Origin of the sequence: Pseudomonas sp. HMWF021 (genome assembly GCF_003061005.1) — a bacterium.
Classification (GTDB): domain Bacteria; phylum Pseudomonadota; class Gammaproteobacteria; order Pseudomonadales; family Pseudomonadaceae; genus Aquipseudomonas.
In genome coordinates, this window is the sequence record NZ_QAIK01000147.1 from 1 (window position 1) to 18,140 (window position 18,140).

General features: G+C 58.9%; 13 protein-coding genes. 7 read left to right on the forward strand and 6 right to left on the reverse strand.

What is annotated here, in order from left to right; genetic code table 11:
• Positions 1-51 precede the first annotated feature (51 nt).
• Positions 52-693: a DUF1345 domain-containing protein gene (locus tag DBR18_RS20960; RefSeq protein ID WP_108591748.1), complete on the forward strand. Its 642-nt coding sequence runs from the start codon at positions 52-54 to the stop codon at positions 691-693.
• Between the two features lie 180 nt (positions 694-873).
• Positions 874-1,335 (forward strand): DUF6252 family protein, encoded by a 462-nt coding sequence (locus tag DBR18_RS20965; RefSeq protein ID WP_108591749.1) that lies wholly within the window; start codon positions 874-876, stop codon positions 1,333-1,335.
• Between the two features lie 271 nt (positions 1,336-1,606).
• Here DBR18_RS20965 and DBR18_RS20970 read toward each other — a convergent pair whose 3' ends face one another.
• Entirely contained in the window at positions 1,607-4,057 is a 2,451-nt protein-coding gene (locus DBR18_RS20970) for an autotransporter outer membrane beta-barrel domain-containing protein (protein WP_108591750.1), read from the reverse strand.
• Between the two features lie 250 nt (positions 4,058-4,307).
• Positions 4,308-7,412 carry a hypothetical protein gene (locus DBR18_RS20975; protein WP_108591751.1) on the reverse strand — a complete coding sequence of 1,035 codons (3,105 nt, stop codon included), beginning with the start codon at positions 7,410-7,412 and terminating at the stop codon, positions 4,308-4,310.
• Positions 7,413-7,646: 234 nt separating this feature from the next.
• Here DBR18_RS20975 and DBR18_RS20980 point away from each other — a divergent pair, with 234 nt between their 5' ends.
• The 5 genes from DBR18_RS20980 to DBR18_RS21000 all read left to right on the forward strand — a co-directional run bounded on the left by DBR18_RS20980 (position 7,647) and on the right by DBR18_RS21000 (position 13,022).
• Positions 7,647-8,675: a LacI family DNA-binding transcriptional regulator gene (locus DBR18_RS20980; RefSeq protein WP_108591752.1), complete on the forward strand. Its 1,029-nt coding sequence runs from the start codon at positions 7,647-7,649 to the stop codon at positions 8,673-8,675.
• 178 nt (positions 8,676-8,853) lie between these two features.
• Complete coding sequence (locus DBR18_RS20985; protein ID WP_108591753.1) at positions 8,854-9,636, forward strand: AP endonuclease; 783 nt, start codon at positions 8,854-8,856, stop codon at positions 9,634-9,636.
• Positions 9,629-10,672 (forward strand): sugar kinase, encoded by a 1,044-nt coding sequence (locus DBR18_RS20990; protein WP_108591754.1) that lies wholly within the window; start codon positions 9,629-9,631, stop codon positions 10,670-10,672. Before DBR18_RS20985 ends, DBR18_RS20990 begins: the two co-directional genes overlap by 8 nt.
• A 58-nt stretch (positions 10,673-10,730) precedes the next feature.
• On the forward strand, positions 10,731-12,029 hold the full coding sequence (locus DBR18_RS20995; RefSeq protein ID WP_007963386.1) for an MFS transporter: 1,299 nt from the start codon (positions 10,731-10,733) through the stop codon (positions 12,027-12,029).
• Between the two features lie 15 nt (positions 12,030-12,044).
• Positions 12,045-13,022 (forward strand): D-glycerate dehydrogenase, encoded by a 978-nt coding sequence (locus DBR18_RS21000; RefSeq protein WP_108591755.1) that lies wholly within the window; start codon positions 12,045-12,047, stop codon positions 13,020-13,022.
• A gap of 142 nt (positions 13,023-13,164) precedes the next feature.
• On the opposite strand, the gene DBR18_RS21005 is transcribed toward DBR18_RS21000, so the two are convergent.
• The 4 genes from DBR18_RS21005 to DBR18_RS29630 form a co-directional block, all read right to left on the reverse strand.
• Positions 13,165-14,352: a pyridoxal phosphate-dependent aminotransferase gene (locus DBR18_RS21005; RefSeq protein WP_108591756.1), complete on the reverse strand. Its 1,188-nt coding sequence runs from the start codon at positions 14,350-14,352 to the stop codon at positions 13,165-13,167.
• Between the two features lie 41 nt (positions 14,353-14,393).
• On the reverse strand, positions 14,394-16,019 hold the full coding sequence (locus tag DBR18_RS21010; RefSeq protein WP_108591757.1) for a methyl-accepting chemotaxis protein: 1,626 nt from the start codon (positions 16,017-16,019) through the stop codon (positions 14,394-14,396).
• A 342-nt stretch (positions 16,020-16,361) separates the two neighbouring features.
• Positions 16,362-17,498: a glycerate kinase gene (locus tag DBR18_RS21015; RefSeq protein WP_108591758.1), complete on the reverse strand. Its 1,137-nt coding sequence runs from the start codon at positions 17,496-17,498 to the stop codon at positions 16,362-16,364.
• Between the two features lie 246 nt (positions 17,499-17,744).
• A partial coding sequence (locus DBR18_RS29630) for a CdaR family transcriptional regulator (RefSeq protein ID WP_256588831.1) occupies positions 17,745-18,140 on the reverse strand: 396 nt, incomplete at its 5' end.

The following is an 18,140-nucleotide window of genomic DNA, read 5'->3' on the forward strand; positions in this document are numbered from 1 at the left end:
GCACGGTTGCGTGCGCTAAGGTGCAGGGATTGATCATCACTGTGAGTCCCCATGCGCTTCCTCGCCCGCACCCACCCTCGCCTGTCCGCCGCCGCTCTGGTCGGCCTTGCCACCGGTCTTCTGGTGCCCGCCGAATCCATCGTCGGCAAAATCCTCATCGGCTGGAACGCCGGCGTCTGGACCTACCTGATCCTGATGTTCTGGCTGACCGTTCGCGCCAAGGCGCCAGACGTCAAACGCATCGCCGTCGTCGAGGACGAAAATGCCGGACTGGTGCTGTTCGTGGTGTGTATCGCGGCATTAGCCAGCCTGGCCGCCATCACGCTTGAACTGGCAGGCACCAAGGATCTGGATACCCATCGCAAACTGCTGCATTACGCGTTCACCGCTTTCACGGTCGTGGGCTCATGGCTGCTGATCGGCGTCATTTTTTGCGTGCACTACGCCCGCCTGTTCTACACCTGGGACGGCAAGGAACCAGCCCTGCGTTTTGCCGAAGGGCTGACCACACCCAATTACTGGGACTTCCTGTACTTCTCGTTCACCATCGGCGTCGCGGTGCAGACGGCGGATATCGGCGTGGCCACCCGCGATATTCGCAAGATCGTACTCGCGCAATCGTTGATCGGATTTGTGTTCAATACGGCGATTCTCGGATTCTCGATCAATATTGCAGCAGGACTGTTCGGTTGACCTCGCCAGTCCAGGCTGGACCCTGAGCTCAATCTAAAACTGCCGCTTGAAAATGCCGTTTGTAAACTGTCAACTCTGACAGTTTACAGTCGCCCTGAAAGCAGGCTCTCATAGCCTATCCAGGATTAGGGCCATGCATGGCCTTTGGATACCTTACTCAAAGTAACGGAGACCAAGCCCATGAGCATGATGATCAAACGAACCAGTTTCGCCGAAGGCAACTATGTGAACGCCGAAGCGTTTGCCAATTCCGAACTGGAAGTACTCCCATTTACTGCCAACGCCAGATTGATCGACAAGGTAAAAGCAGGCCGAAATAAACTCGACGCAGTGAGTATCACCGCCATTCACCGAAGTGATAAGAACACTCGTGCAACCCACACAACTACTCGCGAACTTACCCTTGTACTTCCTGGGGACCTGGCCGTGGGCAAGTACGAGGTGAAAAGTCGCGCCGATGTGGCCTTCAGTTTTAAAAACGATGACGGGAAAATTTATGAAGGCGTCTCGGGAGAGATCGAGATCGAGCCAGCGAGCGATGAAAACGTCAAGGGTCGTTTCAATATCAATATTGATCTGCCTGATACTGAAGAAAATGCCTTTATTCTCAAAGGCAAGTTTCAGGTGTTGAAAGCCGGCTAGCCTGGAACGCAAAAAAGCAAGCGTAGGCTTAATGCCGGTCAGGCAAGCTGACTGGCATTTTTATTTCTGATCGGATACTTCGGGGATTTGAGCCGGATGGCGCGGGGGATAAATCCGCTCCTCTCGTCGAGCCAGTTCCCGAGTCAGACGCATAAAAAATCCGATGCCAGTACAGGCATCGGATTTTGGTTTCTTGCGACAGGTCAAGCAAGAGGGCTTGACTGACTGGCATTAAGCGTAGGCTTCCTTTTTTATGCTCGAGACTGTCAGATCAAAATTTGTAATGCGCGCCCATATTGAGACCAAAATCCTTGGTCACGTTATCACCTTTACTGGAATCCACCTCAGCATGTAACTGCCAGCGGTCATTCAGTGTCCAGGCCACTCCGGTTCCGACTTCGAAACGCGTACCTGATAAGTCATTGTTGAACTTGTTGTCATTGACCCGTACTTCATTGTTTTTCGCGAATTCCTGAACTACCGCAGCGCGGATATGCGGTTGCAGAACGCTGCCATTGGCTAACGTCATGCCGCGTCCCAGCGTCACACCTGCCTTGCCCAGCAGCGAGCGAGTAGTATCGGCGTCAGCGTTCAGGCCGTTGTCCAGGCTGAAATTCTTGCCTTGCACCGAAGCCATCTGCCACTGGGTAAAGGGCTCCACGTAATAGCCGGCGGCAAGATCGATATGTTTGCCAAACTCCACCGATGCGCTGGCCCCGAAATTATTGTAATTGCCATCGGTACGTGAGCCATCACTCATCGAAACCTTGGCTTCATTGCGAAAATGGTTGAGTTTGGCAACGGTATCCAGGTAGTAGCCACTGTCACCAAGCCAGGTACCGTAAACCCCGAACGAAGTGCTGCCGATTTCCCCTGAACTGCCGCGACTCAAATCAAGATCAGACTTGCTGTAACCAATGAAGGTACCCAGCAAAACGCGTTCACCGGCAATCTGCACCGGGGTATCAACCCCCATCGCCAGACCATACTGGCTCTGACTGTAGCCATCACCGTAGGCATTGGTGCTAATGCTGAAGCGATTGCCATACGATCGTATCCACCCGCCAGTTGGCGAACTGTTCGCACGCAGCTCACCCATGCGGTTAGTCAGAGAGGCCATTTCACCGTAGATAACGGTCGGCGCCGTACCAAAGATCGCCATGACCGAGCGGGTCGGCGTACTCACCACTTCCTTGTCCGGGCGCAAGTACCAGTCCTCACCTTCCTTGACCAGTCGATAGGTAAATGCCCCTGCGTCGACAAACCCTGTGGGCAATCCGAATTGAGCCGTACCACCGGCCGTCTGAACCACTTTGATCTGCGCATCGCTGACCGGATCCGTACCGCTACTGGCGACCACTAACTGATGACTCCCGACAGCATTGCCGGTGAGGTTCAGCAGACCGGTACTACCCGTGCCGAAGTCTGTGTCGATCCCGAAAGTACCGTTTCCGCCGAGATTGGAGACATTGAGCTGATAAGCGCCGAGCTGGACCTTGCCGCCATTTTGCAGATCCAGATTGCTCACCGACTGGCTGCCCGTCATTTGCCAGAGCGCCTGATTATTGATCGAGAAGTTGTTCACATTAGTGACCTGGCCCACCAGAGTTGCCCCGTTATCAAGCGTCACCGTAGCCAAACTCTCGGGCGCAGCGTTGATGTCACCTTTCATCAAACTCTGGTTATTCAGCGAAACCGTGGCGACATTCTCCAGATTACCGGTGAGCGAGGAAGCGTTGTCGATCGACACCCGCGAAGCCCCCAGAACATCGCCGAACATGTGTGCCTGATTGTTCAGGGTTGCGTTGGTGACACCCTGCAGATTACCGGTCAATGTCGCTTTGTTCTGTAGCGTGACGTTTGCCGAACCACCTCCATCGGCTACGACATTGCCGGTAAGGCGACTGTCGTCGACCAACAATTCGGCCAAAGCGCCGGTGCGAACCTCAAGCATCGTACCGTTACCGCCAATCAGGCTGGAACCATTGAGCACCGAGATTTTCGCGACGGTGGGAAAGTTCGGCGCGTTGATACCCACGACGATAGCCGAGCCGCTCTTGCCTTCGATACGGGAATTGTCCAGGACGATGGTCGATGGAATCACCGTCGATACCAGTGTGTCGGTGCCCACGGTCAGGCCGTTGAGCCCACCGGTGATACTGCTGCCGGCAGTGGCCGACAGCGAGCCCTCGAGCAGACGGATCCCGAAACTGTTGGCACCGGTGCCTTCCACGGTAGATCCCTGCACATTCAATTCACTGAAACGGTTGCCGGCAATACCGCCTTGCAGGCCTCTGACAGTCGTGTTGTTGCTCAGGTTTACGGTAGAGCCGCCGACACTGGTAATACTGCGCACGGCCGAGATGCCGATCCCGTTCAAACTGGTGACGTTGGAGTTGTTCAGGGTTGCCGTGGCGTTGGTCAGGGAAATACCGTTCTGCAGTCCACCCGCACCTGCAGAGGCGACTGTCGAGTTACTCAGATTGATCAGCCCCCCCGTGGTGCTGGAAAGTCCCAGGGTATTTGCTCCCGAGCCTGTCAGCGTTGCGTTGGTCTGCAACTGCCAGACGTCCAGTGGTGAACTGGCGTCGATCGTTTGAGTAGTTCCTGCCGGCACGGTGGCCGCCTGGATCATGGAAGAGTTGAGTAACGCGGGGATAATTGATAGCACCCACACGCTGACTTGGGTTCTGGAAAAGTTGAATACCGGCTCTGGCGACATGGTTGAGTCCTACTCGAATGCATTCCCTTGGGAACGAGCGACCGACTCGAGAACACTCGCAAGCCGGACAGGTAAAGGCCGCCAGACTACGGATTAACCTTTCAACGATATGTAGGACAAATCCTCAAACCAGTAGGACTTGTCCTTTTATACGTAGGTATCTCCGTATCTGAACGTACACAACTTCGCTTCTTGCTGATGAAGGGCAGAATCGCTCCCTCATCAACAAGAGCGTCATTGAGTGCATGTATTACGGAGTAACCTCCGGACGTTCTTCGTCGCAATACACCAGGCTGGCATTGAGCAACTGAACTGCCACCGTAACCTCGGCAGTTACGCCGTTGACCGTATAGGCTATACGCGCAAACCTGCCGGTCGGCCGAGTGGTGCCATTCGGGCTTGGCAGTTGAATTGTGCGGATTTCCGGTGCGTACTCTGTCAACCTGAACTCCAGATCGCCTGTCGGTGGCATCGGCGCCGAACGGGTGAGGTGCGTGCCAGGAATAGCCGGCGCCCCCACGGCATTGGTGGTTCGACCTTCAAAGTCAAGATTCACCACCGCACCGGTCGGAATGTTGGCATCACGCCGCACACGAATTCGCAGCTGGCGCGGCAAAAAAGGCGGCATCGGACCGTTCACCACGGACGGGTGGTTGAAACTCGGGCAGTTGATACTGGTGGTGACACGCTCCGGAACCAATGTACCGGTTGGTCCACGGAACGCAGAGACCACGATTTGGGGCTCAGGCAAGTTGATGACGATCGCTGTTACGTTGACCTTGGTGGTGACCAGCTGCTTCATCACGTTGGCACTGCCAGGGTATTCCACGGTGATATAGGCTTGTCTGGCATCTGCTCCGCTGCCGTTGCCTTCGGCAAGGATTGTCGGCCATGGCAACTTGGTGGTGACAGTTGTATCACCGAGGCGTACCGGCACCGGGTCCCCGACCTGCTTGCCCTGATAATAGAACTTGACGACTTCTCGCCCGGTGACAGGGCGGTCGGGGTCAGTCCAGACCGGCCAGTTCATCACTGCGTCCAATCCGGCTTGCGCTGGGGTCAGTGTGTTGGGGGCTGGAGTCGGTGTACCCGCGCCCTGTACCACCACATTGGGAATGTTGGGGTTCTCCAGATCAGGCAGATTGGGCTGTTCAGGCCCTGCGTAAGCGAAGTCGATCAAGCCGAATGCGGAAGGTGATACCGGGTTCGACGGAATGGTTGGACGACTCAGTTCATACCAGTACTCGAACTCCACCTCGTCTGGATTGTTGGCGTCGCCAAAAACATCGGCAAGCGTGGTGTAATCCAGGTCGAAACGCAGCGGCCCCGGTGTTCCTGCCGGCGGGATTGGCTGCTCCGGCAGCGGAAATAATCCGGCGTCGGACGACAGGTACGGAATGATGCGGTCACCAGGGATCGAATTGAGTGGGAAATCGATTTCCATGATGGCTTTCGATGGAGGAGGATTCACCGTTGTGAGATTGATCGCAATACGTCCATCGGCACCCGTGACCGGAATTCGCGGAGCCTCAGGAATCGGGGCCGGGGTGACAACACGTTGGAACAGTGTGGTAATCGCTGCGTTGTTACTGATGTTGCCAGGAGCGTCTGTCAGGTTGTAAGAGTAATAGTAAGTTCCCTCTGACAAACCGCTCAAAAAACTCAACGGAATATTGATAATCCCGGTGGCGGGTAAAGAGCCTTCGAATGCAGGCGTTTCACCCGACATCAACGTAAACGTTGTCTGTTTAGAAATAAAGAACAGGCACTGATCCACACCTGGTTCGAACTTTTGGTAGGCATGAGGGATTTCCAGGTTCAATCCACCGGCATTGGCAGGGTCGTTCAACCAGGCGTCATTGATGATTGAGGGTACAGTGGCCCCCAATGTCAGCAGAGGCGGACGAGGGCCAGTACCATTGGGACCGCCCGGCTGGCGTTGATACGGCGCAGTGAGGTCGACCAGCACCTCGGTGTGCGGTGCAGAAGTGTCCGGGTTATCAAAGGCGTCAAAAATTACGAATGCAGCTTCATAGGCAGTGTAATCGCCCGCTGAATTAAATTTTTCAGTCAATGTGGCGACCGGCGCATCGAACTCGATCGGGAAGCTCCAATCCCCCCCCGACTGGTCGCTTCTCTTCTTGCTATCAACGATGAACGTCGGGTCGAACTCGTTGATTGGCGTTCCTTTCGGAAATATATGAAGGTCAATTCTTACCGCGCCGTCAGGACCTTTGTCAGGAACGTCCGCGAGCGTGACTTTCAGCGACCGGTCTTCTCTGAGTTGTTTGTAAGTCAACCGGTTGTCCGGCAGTTGGTCCACGATAACCGGTGCCAAAGCCAGAATGTCGCCTGCATTAAACTGCATATTCATTTTTGGTAACTCCATCGGTGAGTGTTTCATTGAACTTTCAACGTTGTTGTCCAACGAAGAAGCGTGCGACGGCAATCTGCAAGTTTCTGGGACTAACGCTTCAGCACTGTCGGCCTCATTTAACGCCAAGGCATCTTTGTCATTTGCATCTAACCCTGCGACCGATGCCGGACCGCAAAGAATGTTGGAACCTGGTTTAACCCGATCAATTTTTACCAAACCAAATGGCGAGCGACCCAAGGCGATACCATTTCGATAAAGCGTGTAACGGGCCAATGCTGAGGCATTTCTTTCCATCGGTTTTATATAGCGTTCATACTTATCGCTTCCGAGTATGAAAGTAGGCCCGTTGTCAGCCTCTTCCCGGGTTAGAATTTTTTTGATTTCCAGCGCAGTGAGTGGGATCGGCGTTGTACCGTTGAGGCTTTCGAACCCCTCCCACTCCAGAACACACAAATCGTTGGCCAGGAAGCGACCTGGTTGAGCCGTAACATCGACCCACACTTCCTCCCACAACTTTGGAGTCGAAGTGCAATTGAGATATCCCCACAATGTGGTATGGGGAAATGTCGGCTCAGCGAGATTTATCGGGACCGGACGCCGAACAATGAATGTTTGTGGAAGTGAAGTATCTTCATTTCCGTTATCCCCCAACGTGATCCGGTATCGCAGAATAATATTGCCGTCTCGCTGTAAAAATCGCGCCGCTAACAAAAAGACCCCGGGATAACCCGCGGCAACCGGAACCGGGAAGGAATTGCTATAGGCCAACTCTTCAACAGTGGCATCCGGTTGGGTTACCCAGATTTCCAGAAGATCACTCTCCCCCGGTGTAACCGAAGGGTCTTGCCATAACGGAATCAGTAACTTGGCGCCGTCAGTCGAGGCGGCTTCAGGAAGTACACCATCGGCCCCCACCCCCTCGATCGACAGGGGCACGGCCAATACGCCGATGTGTTCGCTGTTCTTGAATGACGACATGACTTTTCCTGAAAGTGCGATACGCCTGCCTTGGTGAAATTAGGCGCGCATCAGACTTCCTTGCCTACTGTCATATCTGACAGGTTTTTCGACCGTTCGTCGGTTTTAAAAGGCGCATCTCGTTTCGATAGTCCGGAAAAACTTGACGACAACTCAGCAGATGTAGTTCTCTGAAACCGGTTTCATTGTCAGGCAATGCCACCGTTTGCTCATTCAAAACAAGAAGATCGCCCAATGAACGATTTCTCCGCCGCCCAGCGCAGCCGCGTCACCATGCTCGATGTCGCCGAACGCGCCGGCGTCTCCAAGGCCAGCGTCTCGCGCTTTATCGGCGATGACCGCGCCCTGCTCTCCGATGCCATCGCCTTGCGCATCGAACAGGCAATTGCCGAACTGGGTTATCGCCCGAACCAGATGGCCCGAGGCTTGAAGCGCGGCCGTACGCGCCTGATCGGCATGCTCGTGGCCGATATTCGCAACCCCTATTCGATTGCCGTGATGCACGGGGTGGAGACCGCCTGCCGTGCGCACGGTTACAGCCTGGTGGTGTGCAACACCGATCGCGATGACGAGCAGGAACGTCAGCACCTGGCGCTGTTGCGCTCGTACAACATCGAGGGGCTGATCGTGAATACCCTCGGCCATCACCGTGACGAGCTACACGAGCTGCACCGCGAGATGCCGTTGGTACTGGTGGACCGCAAGGTGGAAGGCCTGGACAGCGATATGGTCGGGCTGAACAACCCACAAGCCATCGAGATGGCGCTGAAGCATCTTCAACAACGTGGCTATCGCGATGTGCTGCTGGTGACCGAACCGTACGACGGCACCAGCTCGCGGATCGAGCGGGTCAGCAGTTTTCAGGCGCAGATTGCCCGGCGTTCCGGGTTGACCGGGGCCGTGCTGGAAACAAGCAACGCGCTCGCCACTGATCTGCAAACTTTTTTAAACACTCAGGCTACCGGACCCAAAGCACTGTTTTGCGCCAATGGCGTGGCAGCGCTGGCCTGTACGCTCGCCTTGCGCGAAATCGGTTGTCGGTTGTTTGAAGATGTCGGTTTGATTGCCCTGGATGATCTGGATTGGTATCCGCTGGTGGGCAGCGGGATTACCGCCCTCGCCCAGCCAACGGCCGAGATTGGCGCGCGGGCGTTTGAGTGTTTGCTCAAGCGTTTGCGGGGGGATGTTGAGGTCACCCGCAGGCTGGATTTTGCGCCGGTGCTGGTTGAGCGCGGGTCTACCGGAGGGATTGGTGGTGTTTGAGCTGACGCCTTCGCTGGCAAGCCAGCTCCCACAGGATTTTGTGGTGTCAATGCAATCTATCCAGCCCCCCAGAACATTGTGGGGGCTGGCTTGCCAGCGATGAGGCCCGAAAGGCCATCACAGAACCATCTGATATTTTTTTGAACAAAAATGAAACCGGTTTCAGAGGTAAATAACAATGAATAAACCTGCCGTTTCCATCAGCCTGTCCAGCTACGGCGCCGAGCTTGTGCGCCAGCGCGGGCAGGACTTCTTCGTCGACGTACTGGCAGCCGCCGGCGCCGATCGCATCGAGTGGCGTGAAGAGTTGCTGACCCGCGAAGTACCGGCTCAACTGAATGCCGCCGCCCAGGCGCAGGGCCTGCAAAGCATCTATTCCTCACCGACCGAACTGTGGCTCGCCGGGCAGGCACGGCCCAATCCCGAACTGATCAGCGCCCTGCAACATGCCGAGGCGTTCGGCTCGAAATGGCTGAAAGTATCGCTCGGTTACTTCACCGACAACTGTGATGTGCAGGTGTTGAAGCAACTGCTCGGCAATAGCCCGGTGCAGCTGCTGGTGGAAAACGACCAGACCTTGCATGGCGGACGCATCGAACCGTTCCAGCGCTTCTTCGCCGCCGTCGAGCAGCACAACCTGCCAATCAGAATGACGTTCGACATCGGCAACTGGCAGTGGCAGGACCAGTCCGCGCTCAACGCCGCACGCCTGCTCGGGCGCCATGTCGGCTACGTGCACTGCAAAGCCGTGGCCCGCCGTGCCGACGGCAAACTGGTCGCCGTGCCACCGGCCGTCAGCGATCTGCATCTGTGGGAACAACTGCTGCGGCACATGGCCCAAGGCGTTATGCGCGCCGCCGAGTACCCGTTGCAGGGCGATGATCTGGTGCAGTTGACCCGCGAACACGTCGCCGCCCTCGCCCATCTTGGGCAATTACGCCTGGAGCCTGCCCATGTCTGACATCGATATTCTGTCGTTTGGCGAAACCATGGCGATGCTGGTCGCCGAGCAGACCGGTGATCTGGCCGAAGTCGAACACTTTCACCGACGCATTGCCGGCGCCGACAGCAACGTGGCAATTGGTCTGTCGCGCCTGGGTTTCAACGTGGCGTGGCTGAGCCGGGTCGGTGCCGATTCGCTGGGGCGTTTTGTGGTGGAAACACTGGCCAGTGAAGGGCTGGATTGCAGCCACGTCGAAGTCGACAGCGCGCATCCGACCGGCTTCCAGTTCAAGTCCCGTACCGATGATGGCAGCGACCCGCAGGTCGAATATTTCCGCCGCGGCTCGGCGGCCAGTCATCTGTCGCCAAAGTCGATCCGCGCCAGTCTGCTGAGTGCCCGTCATCTGCACGCCACGGGGATTCCGCCGGCGTTATCCGCGACTGCCCGGGAAATGTCGTTCGAGCTGATGACGCGCATGCGCCATGCCGGGCGCAGCGTGTCGTTCGACCCCAATCTGCGCCCAAGCTTGTGGGCGTCCGAGCAAGAGATGATCCGCGAGATCAACCGCCTCGCCAGCCTCGCCCATTGGGTGCTGCCGGGGTTGAGCGAAGGCCGTTTGCTCACCGGTTTCGAAGACCCGGCGGACATCGCCGCGTTTTATCTCGATCAAGGCGCCGAAGCGGTGGCGATCAAACTCGGGCCGCAAGGTGCCTATTACCGCACGCAGCTGGATCAGGGCTTTGTCGCCGGGGTGCCGGTGGCCAATGTGGTCGACACCGTGGGTGCGGGTGATGGTTTTGCGGTCGGCATGATCAGTGCTTTGCTCGAGCATCAGAGTTTTGCCGAGGCGGTGCAGCGCGCCAACTGGATTGGCAGTCGGGCGGTGCAGAGTCGCGGGGATATGGAGGGGTTGCCGACCCGGTCCGAGCTCTCCAGCGAATTCGAGGCCGCCATCGCTGGCAAGCCAGCTCCCACAAGGTTCGGCGCTGGGAATGCAATAGTCGACTTACCCGAGATACCTGTGGGAGCTGGCTTGCCAGCGATGAGGCACTAACCGACAACCGATTAATTGAACCTGCTGCGACAAAAACAACAAGCTCAGGAGCAAGACCATGAAAACTGCAACCCTCGCCGCCCGCCGCTGGTGGTACATCATGCCCATCGTGTTCATCACCTACAGCCTGGCGTATCTGGATCGCGCCAACTACGGCTTTGCCGCCGCGTCCGGCATGGCCGCCGACCTGATGATCACCCCGGGCCTGTCTTCATTGCTCGGGGCACTGTTCTTCCTTGGCTACTTTTTCTTCCAGGTGCCCGGGGCGATCTACGCGCAAAAACACAGCGTGAAGAAGCTGATCTTCTTCAGCCTGATCTTCTGGGGCGGCCTCGCCACCCTGACCGGCGTGGTCTCCAATGCCTACTGGCTGATCGTGATTCGCTTCATGCTTGGCGTGGTCGAAGCCGCGGTGATGCCGGCGATGCTGGTCTACCTGTGCCACTGGTTCACCCGTGCCGAGCGCTCGCGGGCCAACACCTTCCTGATCCTCGGCAACCCGGTGACCATGCTGTGGATGTCGGTGGTTTCCGGCTATCTGGTGCAGCACTTCAGTTGGCGCTGGATGTTCATCATCGAAGGCTTGCCGGCGGTGATCTGGGCGTTTATCTGGTGGAAACTGGCCGATGATCGTCCCGCTCAGGCCAAGTGGCTGAGCGACCAGGAAAAGCACGATCTGGAAAGCGCTCTGGCCGCCGAACAGGTCGGGATCAAAGCGGTGAAGAACTACGCCGAGGCATTCCGCTCGCCGAAGGTGATCATTCTGGCACTGCAGTTTTTCTGCTGGAGCATCGGCGTCTACGGCTTCGTGCTGTGGCTGCCATCGATCCTCAAGGCCGGCGCGCAGATGGACATGATCGAAGCCGGCTGGCTGTCGGCGCTGCCTTATCTGGCGGCGGTGATCGGCATGCTCGCAGTGTCGTGGGGCTCGGACAAACTGCAGAAGCGCAAACGCTTTGTCTGGCCGCCACTGCTGATCGCCTCCATTGCGTTCTACGGCTCCTACGCTCTGGGCGCCGAGCATTTCTGGTGGTCGTACACGCTGCTGGTGATCGCCGGGGCCTGCATGTACGCGCCGTACGGGCCGTTCTTCGCCATTGTTCCGGAGATCCTCCCGGCCAACGTCGCCGGTGGGGCCATGGCGCTGATCAACAGCATGGGCGCGCTGGGTTCGTTCGGCGGCTCGTATCTGGTCGGCTACCTGAACAGCTCCACCGGTTCGCCCGGTGCTTCGTACCTGCTGATGAGCGGCGCGCTGCTGCTGTCGGTGGTGCTGACGATTTTTCTCAAGCCCGGCGCCAGTGACCGCGTCGTGGCCAAAGCCGTTGCCACGCGTCCCGTGCCAGCGCATTCCTGAAAGGATTTTACGCCCATGAACAAGCAAGTCGTGCTGTACAAGAAACTCTCGCCGGCGCTGATGACGCGCCTGCAGCAACACTGTGACGTGACACTGATCGAAAGCCTCGACGCCGACGGTCTGATGAAGCTGCGCGACGCCCTGTCCGGCGCCCATGGCTTGCTCGGCGCCAGCCTGAAACTCGACGCCGCGTTGCTCGATCTGGCGCCGCAGCTTGAGGCCATCGCCAGCGTCTCGGTGGGTGTCGACAACTACGACATCGACTACCTGACGCGGCGCAGGATCCTGCTCAGTAACACCCCGGATGTGCTCACCGAAACCACTGCCGACACCGGTTTCGCCTTGATTCTCGCCACGGCCCGGCGCGTGGTGGAACTGGCGAACATGGTGCGCAGCGGCCAGTGGCATCGCAACATCGGCCCGGCGCATTTCGGCACCGATGTGCATGGCAAGACCTTGGGCATCATCGGCATGGGGCGGATCGGTGAAGCGTTGGCGCAGCGCGGGCATTTCGGTTTTGGCATGCCGGTGCTCTATCACAGCCAGTCGCGCAAACCGGCGGTCGAAGCGCGCTTTGACGCGCAGTACCGCAGCCTTGAGGCGCTGCTGCAAGAGGCGGATTTCATCTGTCTGACCTTGCCGCTGACCGCGCAGACCGAAGGCCTGATCGGTGCCGGGCAGTTTGCGTTGATGCGCCCGGACAGCATCTTCATCAATATCTCGCGGGGCAAAGTCGTCGATGAAGCGGCGCTGATCGACGCATTGCGACATCAGCGGATTCGCGCGGCGGGGCTGGATGTGTTCGAGCGTGAACCGCTGAACCATGACTCGCCGTTGTTGCAGTTGAACAATGTGGTGGCGACGCCGCACATGGGGTCGGCGACGCATGAGACGCGGGAGGCGATGGCGCGGTGTGCGGTGGAGAATCTGCTTGCTGCTTTGGCTGGGGAGAAGCCGGCGAATCTGGTGAATCCGGCGGCTTGGCAGGGCTGAGTTCTTCAGTGCCTTTTCTGACCTCATCGCTGGCAAGCCAGCTCCCACAGGGTTTGGTGTCGTTCTGAAATATCATGAACACTGAAGAACCTGTGGGAGCTGGCTTGCCAGCGATGAGGCCGGGACAGGCAATACACATTTCTCATGCACTACGCGCCTGCAACAGCTGCACCGCACACAACGCAATCCGCGCACAGGCATCGGCCAGTTTCAGCCGATCCAGCACCAGCCCGATGCGAATATGCCCCGCCGCACTCGGCCCGAACGCCTCACCGGCCAGCACCGACACGCCGTAGCCTTCCAGCAGCCGCTCGGCAAACGCCTGCGCGCCATACCCGGTCTGGCGTACATCGACCATCACGAACATCCCGCCATCGGGGCGAATCGGCTGCAGCCCCGGGCAGCCGCGCAAGCGTTCGCACACCAGATCCCGGCGCAACCGATATTCCTCGCGCATCTGCGTCACCTCCGGCAGATCACTGGCCAACGCGACCTCCGCTGCTTTCTGCACAAAATCCGGCAGACCGAAGAGCATGCTCAACGACAGGTTCACCAGATGCTCGGCCAACACCTTCGGGCCGATCGACCAGCCGATGCGCCAACCGGTCATGGCATGGGACTTCGACAGGCTGTTGATGGTCGCCGTGCGTTCGGCCATGCCCGGCAGGCTCGCCGGGCTGATGTGTTCGCCTTCGTACAGCAGATCGCTGTAGACCTCGTCACTGATCAGCCACAAATCGTGGCGCACGCAAAGCGCCGCCAGCTCTTGCCAGATCAGCAGCGAAAGGCTCGCGCCAGAAGGATTGTTGGGGCTGTTGAGCAACAGGGCGCGGGTTTTCGGCGTGATTCGTGCCGCGACATCGGCGGGATCGACTCTAAAGCCGTTTTCCGGCCGTACCGGCACCGGCACCACCGTCGCACCGCAGGCGCCGAACACGCCCTCGTAGGTGACGTACATCGGCTCGGCGACGATTACCTCGTCACCCGGGTCCAGCAGGCACTGAGCCACCGAATACACCGCACATTGCGCGCCGGGCAGCACGATCACGTGCTCGGCATCCACCACCTGACCGCTGCGCCGCTGATGGCGCGCGGCGATCAACTTGCGCAGCGCCAACCGGCCACGCACCTCGGAATAATGCGTATCGCCCGCCAGCAGGCTATCGATGGCGCCATGAATGATCGGCAGCGGCGTGTCGAAATCCGGATCGCCCACGCTCAGCAGCAAGATATCGACACCCTCGGCGCGCAGCTCCAGCGCTCGGTCATGAATCTGCCAGGCTGCGGCTCCCTCCCCGGCAATGCGTTGGGTCAAGGCTGAATAGCGCATGCACGTCTCCTGATTGCGCGGACTCCAGCCTTCACCCTAGGTCAAATCACAAACCGCGCCACCATGGCATTCAAATCCACCGCCAGACGCGACAGTTCATGGGTGGCGGCGCTGGTCTGGTTGGCCCCGGCAGCCGATTGGGTGGCCAGGTCGCGAATATTGACCAGGTTGCGATCAACTTCACGGGACACCTGCGCCTGTTCTTCCGAGGCGCTGGCGATCACCAGGTTGCGCTCGTTGATCTGATGGATCGACTGGGTGATCTGCTCCAGCGCCACACCGGCGGCGCGGGCCATTTCCAGGGTGGTCTGGGTGCGCTGGTTGCTTTGCTGCATCGACGAAACCGCTTCACCAGTGCCGTTCTGGATGCCGGCGACCATTTTTTCGATTTCCTGGGTCGATTGCGCGGTGCGATGGGCCAAGGCGCGCACCTCATCCGCTACTACGGCGAAACCGCGTCCGGCCTCACCAGCACGCGCCGCTTCGATCGCCGCGTTGAGCGCCAGCAGGTTGGTCTGTTCGGCGATGGCACGAATCACGTCCAGCACCTTGCCAATGTCGCGGCCCTGCGCGGCGAGACCTTCGATCATTTGCGCGGTGTTCTGCACGTCGTGGGTCATGGTCTGGATCGCGTCGACGGTTTTCACCACCTGGTCGCGACCTTCGCGGGCAGCCTGAGTCGACTGGTTCGAGGCTTCGGACGTCGACACCGCATTGCGCGCGACTTCTTCCACGGCAGCGGTCATTTCGTTGACGGCGGTGGCAGCCTGTTCGATTTCATCGTTCTGCTGCTGCAGGCCACGGGAAGCTTCTTCGGTGACCGCGCTGAGCTCTTCGGCAGCAGCACCGAGTTGCGTGGCGGAGCCGGCGATCTGTTCGATGGTTTTGCGCAGGTTGGTCTGCATCAGGGCCAGCGCTTCAAGCAGCCGAGCCGGTTCGTCCTTGCCGTCGACTTCAATGGTTTTGCTCAGGTTGCCACCGGCGATGGTTTGCGCCGCCAGCACCGCACGGTTCAGCGGGGTAACGATGCTGCGGGTCAGCAGCAGGGCCAACAGCACCGTCGCCAATGCGGCAACCAGCGCAACAATGACGATGCCGGTGATGGCGCTGTCGTAATGCTCGCCCGCTTGAGTGGAGGCGTCTTTCGCGCCGGCGGCGTTGATCGCAATGAGTTTGTTGAGCTGCTCGCCCATCTGATCGGTGCCGTCCTTGATTCGCGTGTTGATCAGGGTGCGCATCTCCTCGACCTTGTCCTGACGCGACAGCTCCATCATCTGGTTTTGCGCTTGCAGATAGTTGTCCAGCGTCGCGGCGAACGCCTTGTATTGCGCCAGCTCTTCGCTACCGGCAGGCAGCGCGGCATAACTGGCCTGAGCACTGCGCACCTTGTCCACCAGCACGCCGATGCGCGTTTGCGCTTCTTGCAGACCGGCAGGGTCGCGGTTGACCAGAATCCGGAACGACAGAATCCGCAGGCGCAAAACGTTTTCCGTCACCACGCCAAGGTAGGTCACGCTGGGCAGCTGATTGGTCTCCATGTCGATGGAGGCCTGGCGGATGGTCGTCATGCGGTTGACGGCGAACACGCCAAGAACGATCACCAGCAAGGCAATAAAGGCAAAACCGAGGAAGGCACGGGGCGCGATATTCAGGTTACGCAAGGACATGGTTGGACTCTCGGGTAGAGGTAACTGCGAGCGTCCTTGCCGTCATCACTGGACCTTGGGGCGGGTACAGTGTGGCGTCACTGTTCGAGGGAATCTGTGTGCGCCTGATCTCTGTATCGGCCAGGCTTTAGGAAGGTTTCGTGTAAAGCGCAAATATTTTTCAAAGTGTTTCACCACTGAAACACCTTGCGATCCCTGTAGGAGCTGCCGAAGGCTGCGATCTTTTGATCTTGTTTTTTGAACATCAAAATCAAAAGATCGCAGCCTTCGGCAGCTCCTACAGGGTGCGGTTTCGGGGGGGGGGGGTCATTTGCCAAGATCAGACAATGACAGGTTTGGGTTTCAGGACTTGGCCATCTGCCAGACGCGGGCAATGTCAGTCGCACGTTCGCGCAGCAGGCGCGGAGCTTCGGCACAGGCCTGTTCGAGGGTCATCGGGCCGCTGGTCACGGCGAATGCCGCGTCGATGCCGTGTTCGTAGAGTTCCTGATAACCCTCGCCCAGCGTGCCGGCGATGACAATGACCGGGACATCGTGTTGTTTGGCAATCCGCGCCACGCCGAACGGAGTCTTGCCGCGCAGGGTTTGCGCGTCGAACCGCCCTTCGCCGGTGATCACCAGATCGGCGCCGTTGACCGCTTCGGCCAGCCCCACCAGCTCGGCCACCACTTCCACGCCGGCCTGAAACTGCGCACCGAGAAACGCCTTCGCCGCAAAACCCAATCCCCCCGCCGCACCGCTGCCCGGCTCATCGCGCACGTCCTTGCCCAACGCTTGCGCGCAGAGCTCGGCGAAGTGCCCCAGCGCCTGATCCAGTTGCTGCACTTGTGCGGGTGAAGCGCCCTTTTGCGGGCCGAAAATCGCCGAGGCGCCGTGCGGGCCGCACAGCGGATTGTTGACGTCCGCGGCGATGTCGAAGCGCACTCGGGCCAGACGCGGATCCAGCTCGCCCAGGTCCAGCCGCGCCAGTTGCGCCAATGCCAGACCGCCCGGCACCAGCGCCTGACCTTGCGCATCGAACAGTTTCACCCCGAGCGCCTGCATTGCGCCGGCGCCGCCGTCATTGGTGGCGCTGCCGCCAATCGCCAGAATCACCCGTTGCGCACCGGCATCCAGCGCGGCACGAATCAGTTCACCGGTGCCGAAGGTGCTGGTGATGCAGGCATCGCGCTGCCCTGTGGGCACCAGTTGCAAACCACTGGCCTCGGCCATTTCGATGATCGCGGTGTGATTGTGCGGCAACCAGCCCCACGCGGCATCGACCGGCGTACCCAGCGGCCCGCGCACCCGGGTGCGGCGCAGCTCGCCCTCGCACGCGGCAAGAATCGACTCCACGGTGCCCTCGCCACCGTCGGCCATCGGGCACTTGACCAATGTCGCCTGCGGCCAGATTTGCGCCAGCCCCAGCGCAATGGCCTCGGCAACGCCTTGGGCACTCAGGCTGTCCTTGAACGAATCGGGGGCGATGACGATTTTCATGCGAATTCTCCAGTTCCAATGCTCCTCATGCTGCCAGTCGGCATGCGCATTGACGCCTGTCCGCTGCACAAGGGCGGTTGGCGTTTATTGTTCATTTCTACAAAGGCCTTGGACTTGATGTCGAATGTTCGGGCCTCATCGCTGGCAAGCCAGCTCCCACAGGGATCTTCAGTGGATGCAAAACTTGTAATCACCTTGTAAACCTGTGGGAGCTGGCTTGCCAGCGATGGCGGCCTGAAGAACAACTCATATCGCCGGATTAATCTGCGGCAACAACTGCACCCCGAGGTACAACGCCAGCATCCCGTCGAGCTTCAGCGGATCCACCCCGCTCAACTCGGCAATCCGCTCCATCCGGTAGCGCAGGCTGTTGCGATGAATGCCCAGCGCATCGGCACACGCCTGGCTCTGGCCATCGTGTTCACACCAACTGCGCAGGGTCGCGAGCAACTGGCCGTTGCTGTCCTTGGCGATGACCTTGCGCAACGGTTTGAGCAACTCATCCAGCGCATCATCGTTGCGATGGCGCCAGAGCATCACCGGCAAGCGATAGCGGTTGAGGGTCAGCAAACGCGAGCGCGGCAGCACATCCCGGCCATAGGCAAGCAGATCGCCAACCCGTCGATAGCAGCGGCGCAACCC

What these genes read in the sequence shown, in the direction of transcription:
- DBR18_RS20960 (WP_108591748.1), top strand. Translation starts at nt 52, where the DNA reads ATGCGCTTCCTCGCCCGCACCCACCCTCGCCTGTCCGCCGCCGCTCTG.
- DBR18_RS20965 (WP_108591749.1), top strand. Translation starts at nt 874, where the DNA reads ATGAGCATGATGATCAAACGAACCAGTTTCGCCGAAGGCAACTATGTG.
- DBR18_RS20970 (WP_108591750.1), bottom strand. Translation starts at nt 4,057, where the DNA reads ATGTCGCCAGAGCCGGTATTCAACTTTTCCAGAACCCAAGTCAGCGTG.
- DBR18_RS20975 (WP_108591751.1), bottom strand. Translation starts at nt 7,412, where the DNA reads ATGTCGTCATTCAAGAACAGCGAACACATCGGCGTATTGGCCGTGCCC.
- DBR18_RS20980 (WP_108591752.1), top strand. Translation starts at nt 7,647, where the DNA reads ATGAACGATTTCTCCGCCGCCCAGCGCAGCCGCGTCACCATGCTCGAT.
- DBR18_RS20985 (WP_108591753.1), top strand. Translation starts at nt 8,854, where the DNA reads ATGAATAAACCTGCCGTTTCCATCAGCCTGTCCAGCTACGGCGCCGAG.
- DBR18_RS20990 (WP_108591754.1), top strand. Translation starts at nt 9,629, where the DNA reads ATGTCTGACATCGATATTCTGTCGTTTGGCGAAACCATGGCGATGCTG.
- DBR18_RS20995 (WP_007963386.1), top strand. Translation starts at nt 10,731, where the DNA reads ATGAAAACTGCAACCCTCGCCGCCCGCCGCTGGTGGTACATCATGCCC.
- DBR18_RS21000 (WP_108591755.1), top strand. Translation starts at nt 12,045, where the DNA reads ATGAACAAGCAAGTCGTGCTGTACAAGAAACTCTCGCCGGCGCTGATG.
- DBR18_RS21005 (WP_108591756.1), bottom strand. Translation starts at nt 14,352, where the DNA reads ATGCGCTATTCAGCCTTGACCCAACGCATTGCCGGGGAGGGAGCCGCA.
- DBR18_RS21010 (WP_108591757.1), bottom strand. Translation starts at nt 16,019, where the DNA reads ATGTCCTTGCGTAACCTGAATATCGCGCCCCGTGCCTTCCTCGGTTTT.
- DBR18_RS21015 (WP_108591758.1), bottom strand. Translation starts at nt 17,498, where the DNA reads ATGAAAATCGTCATCGCCCCCGATTCGTTCAAGGACAGCCTGAGTGCC.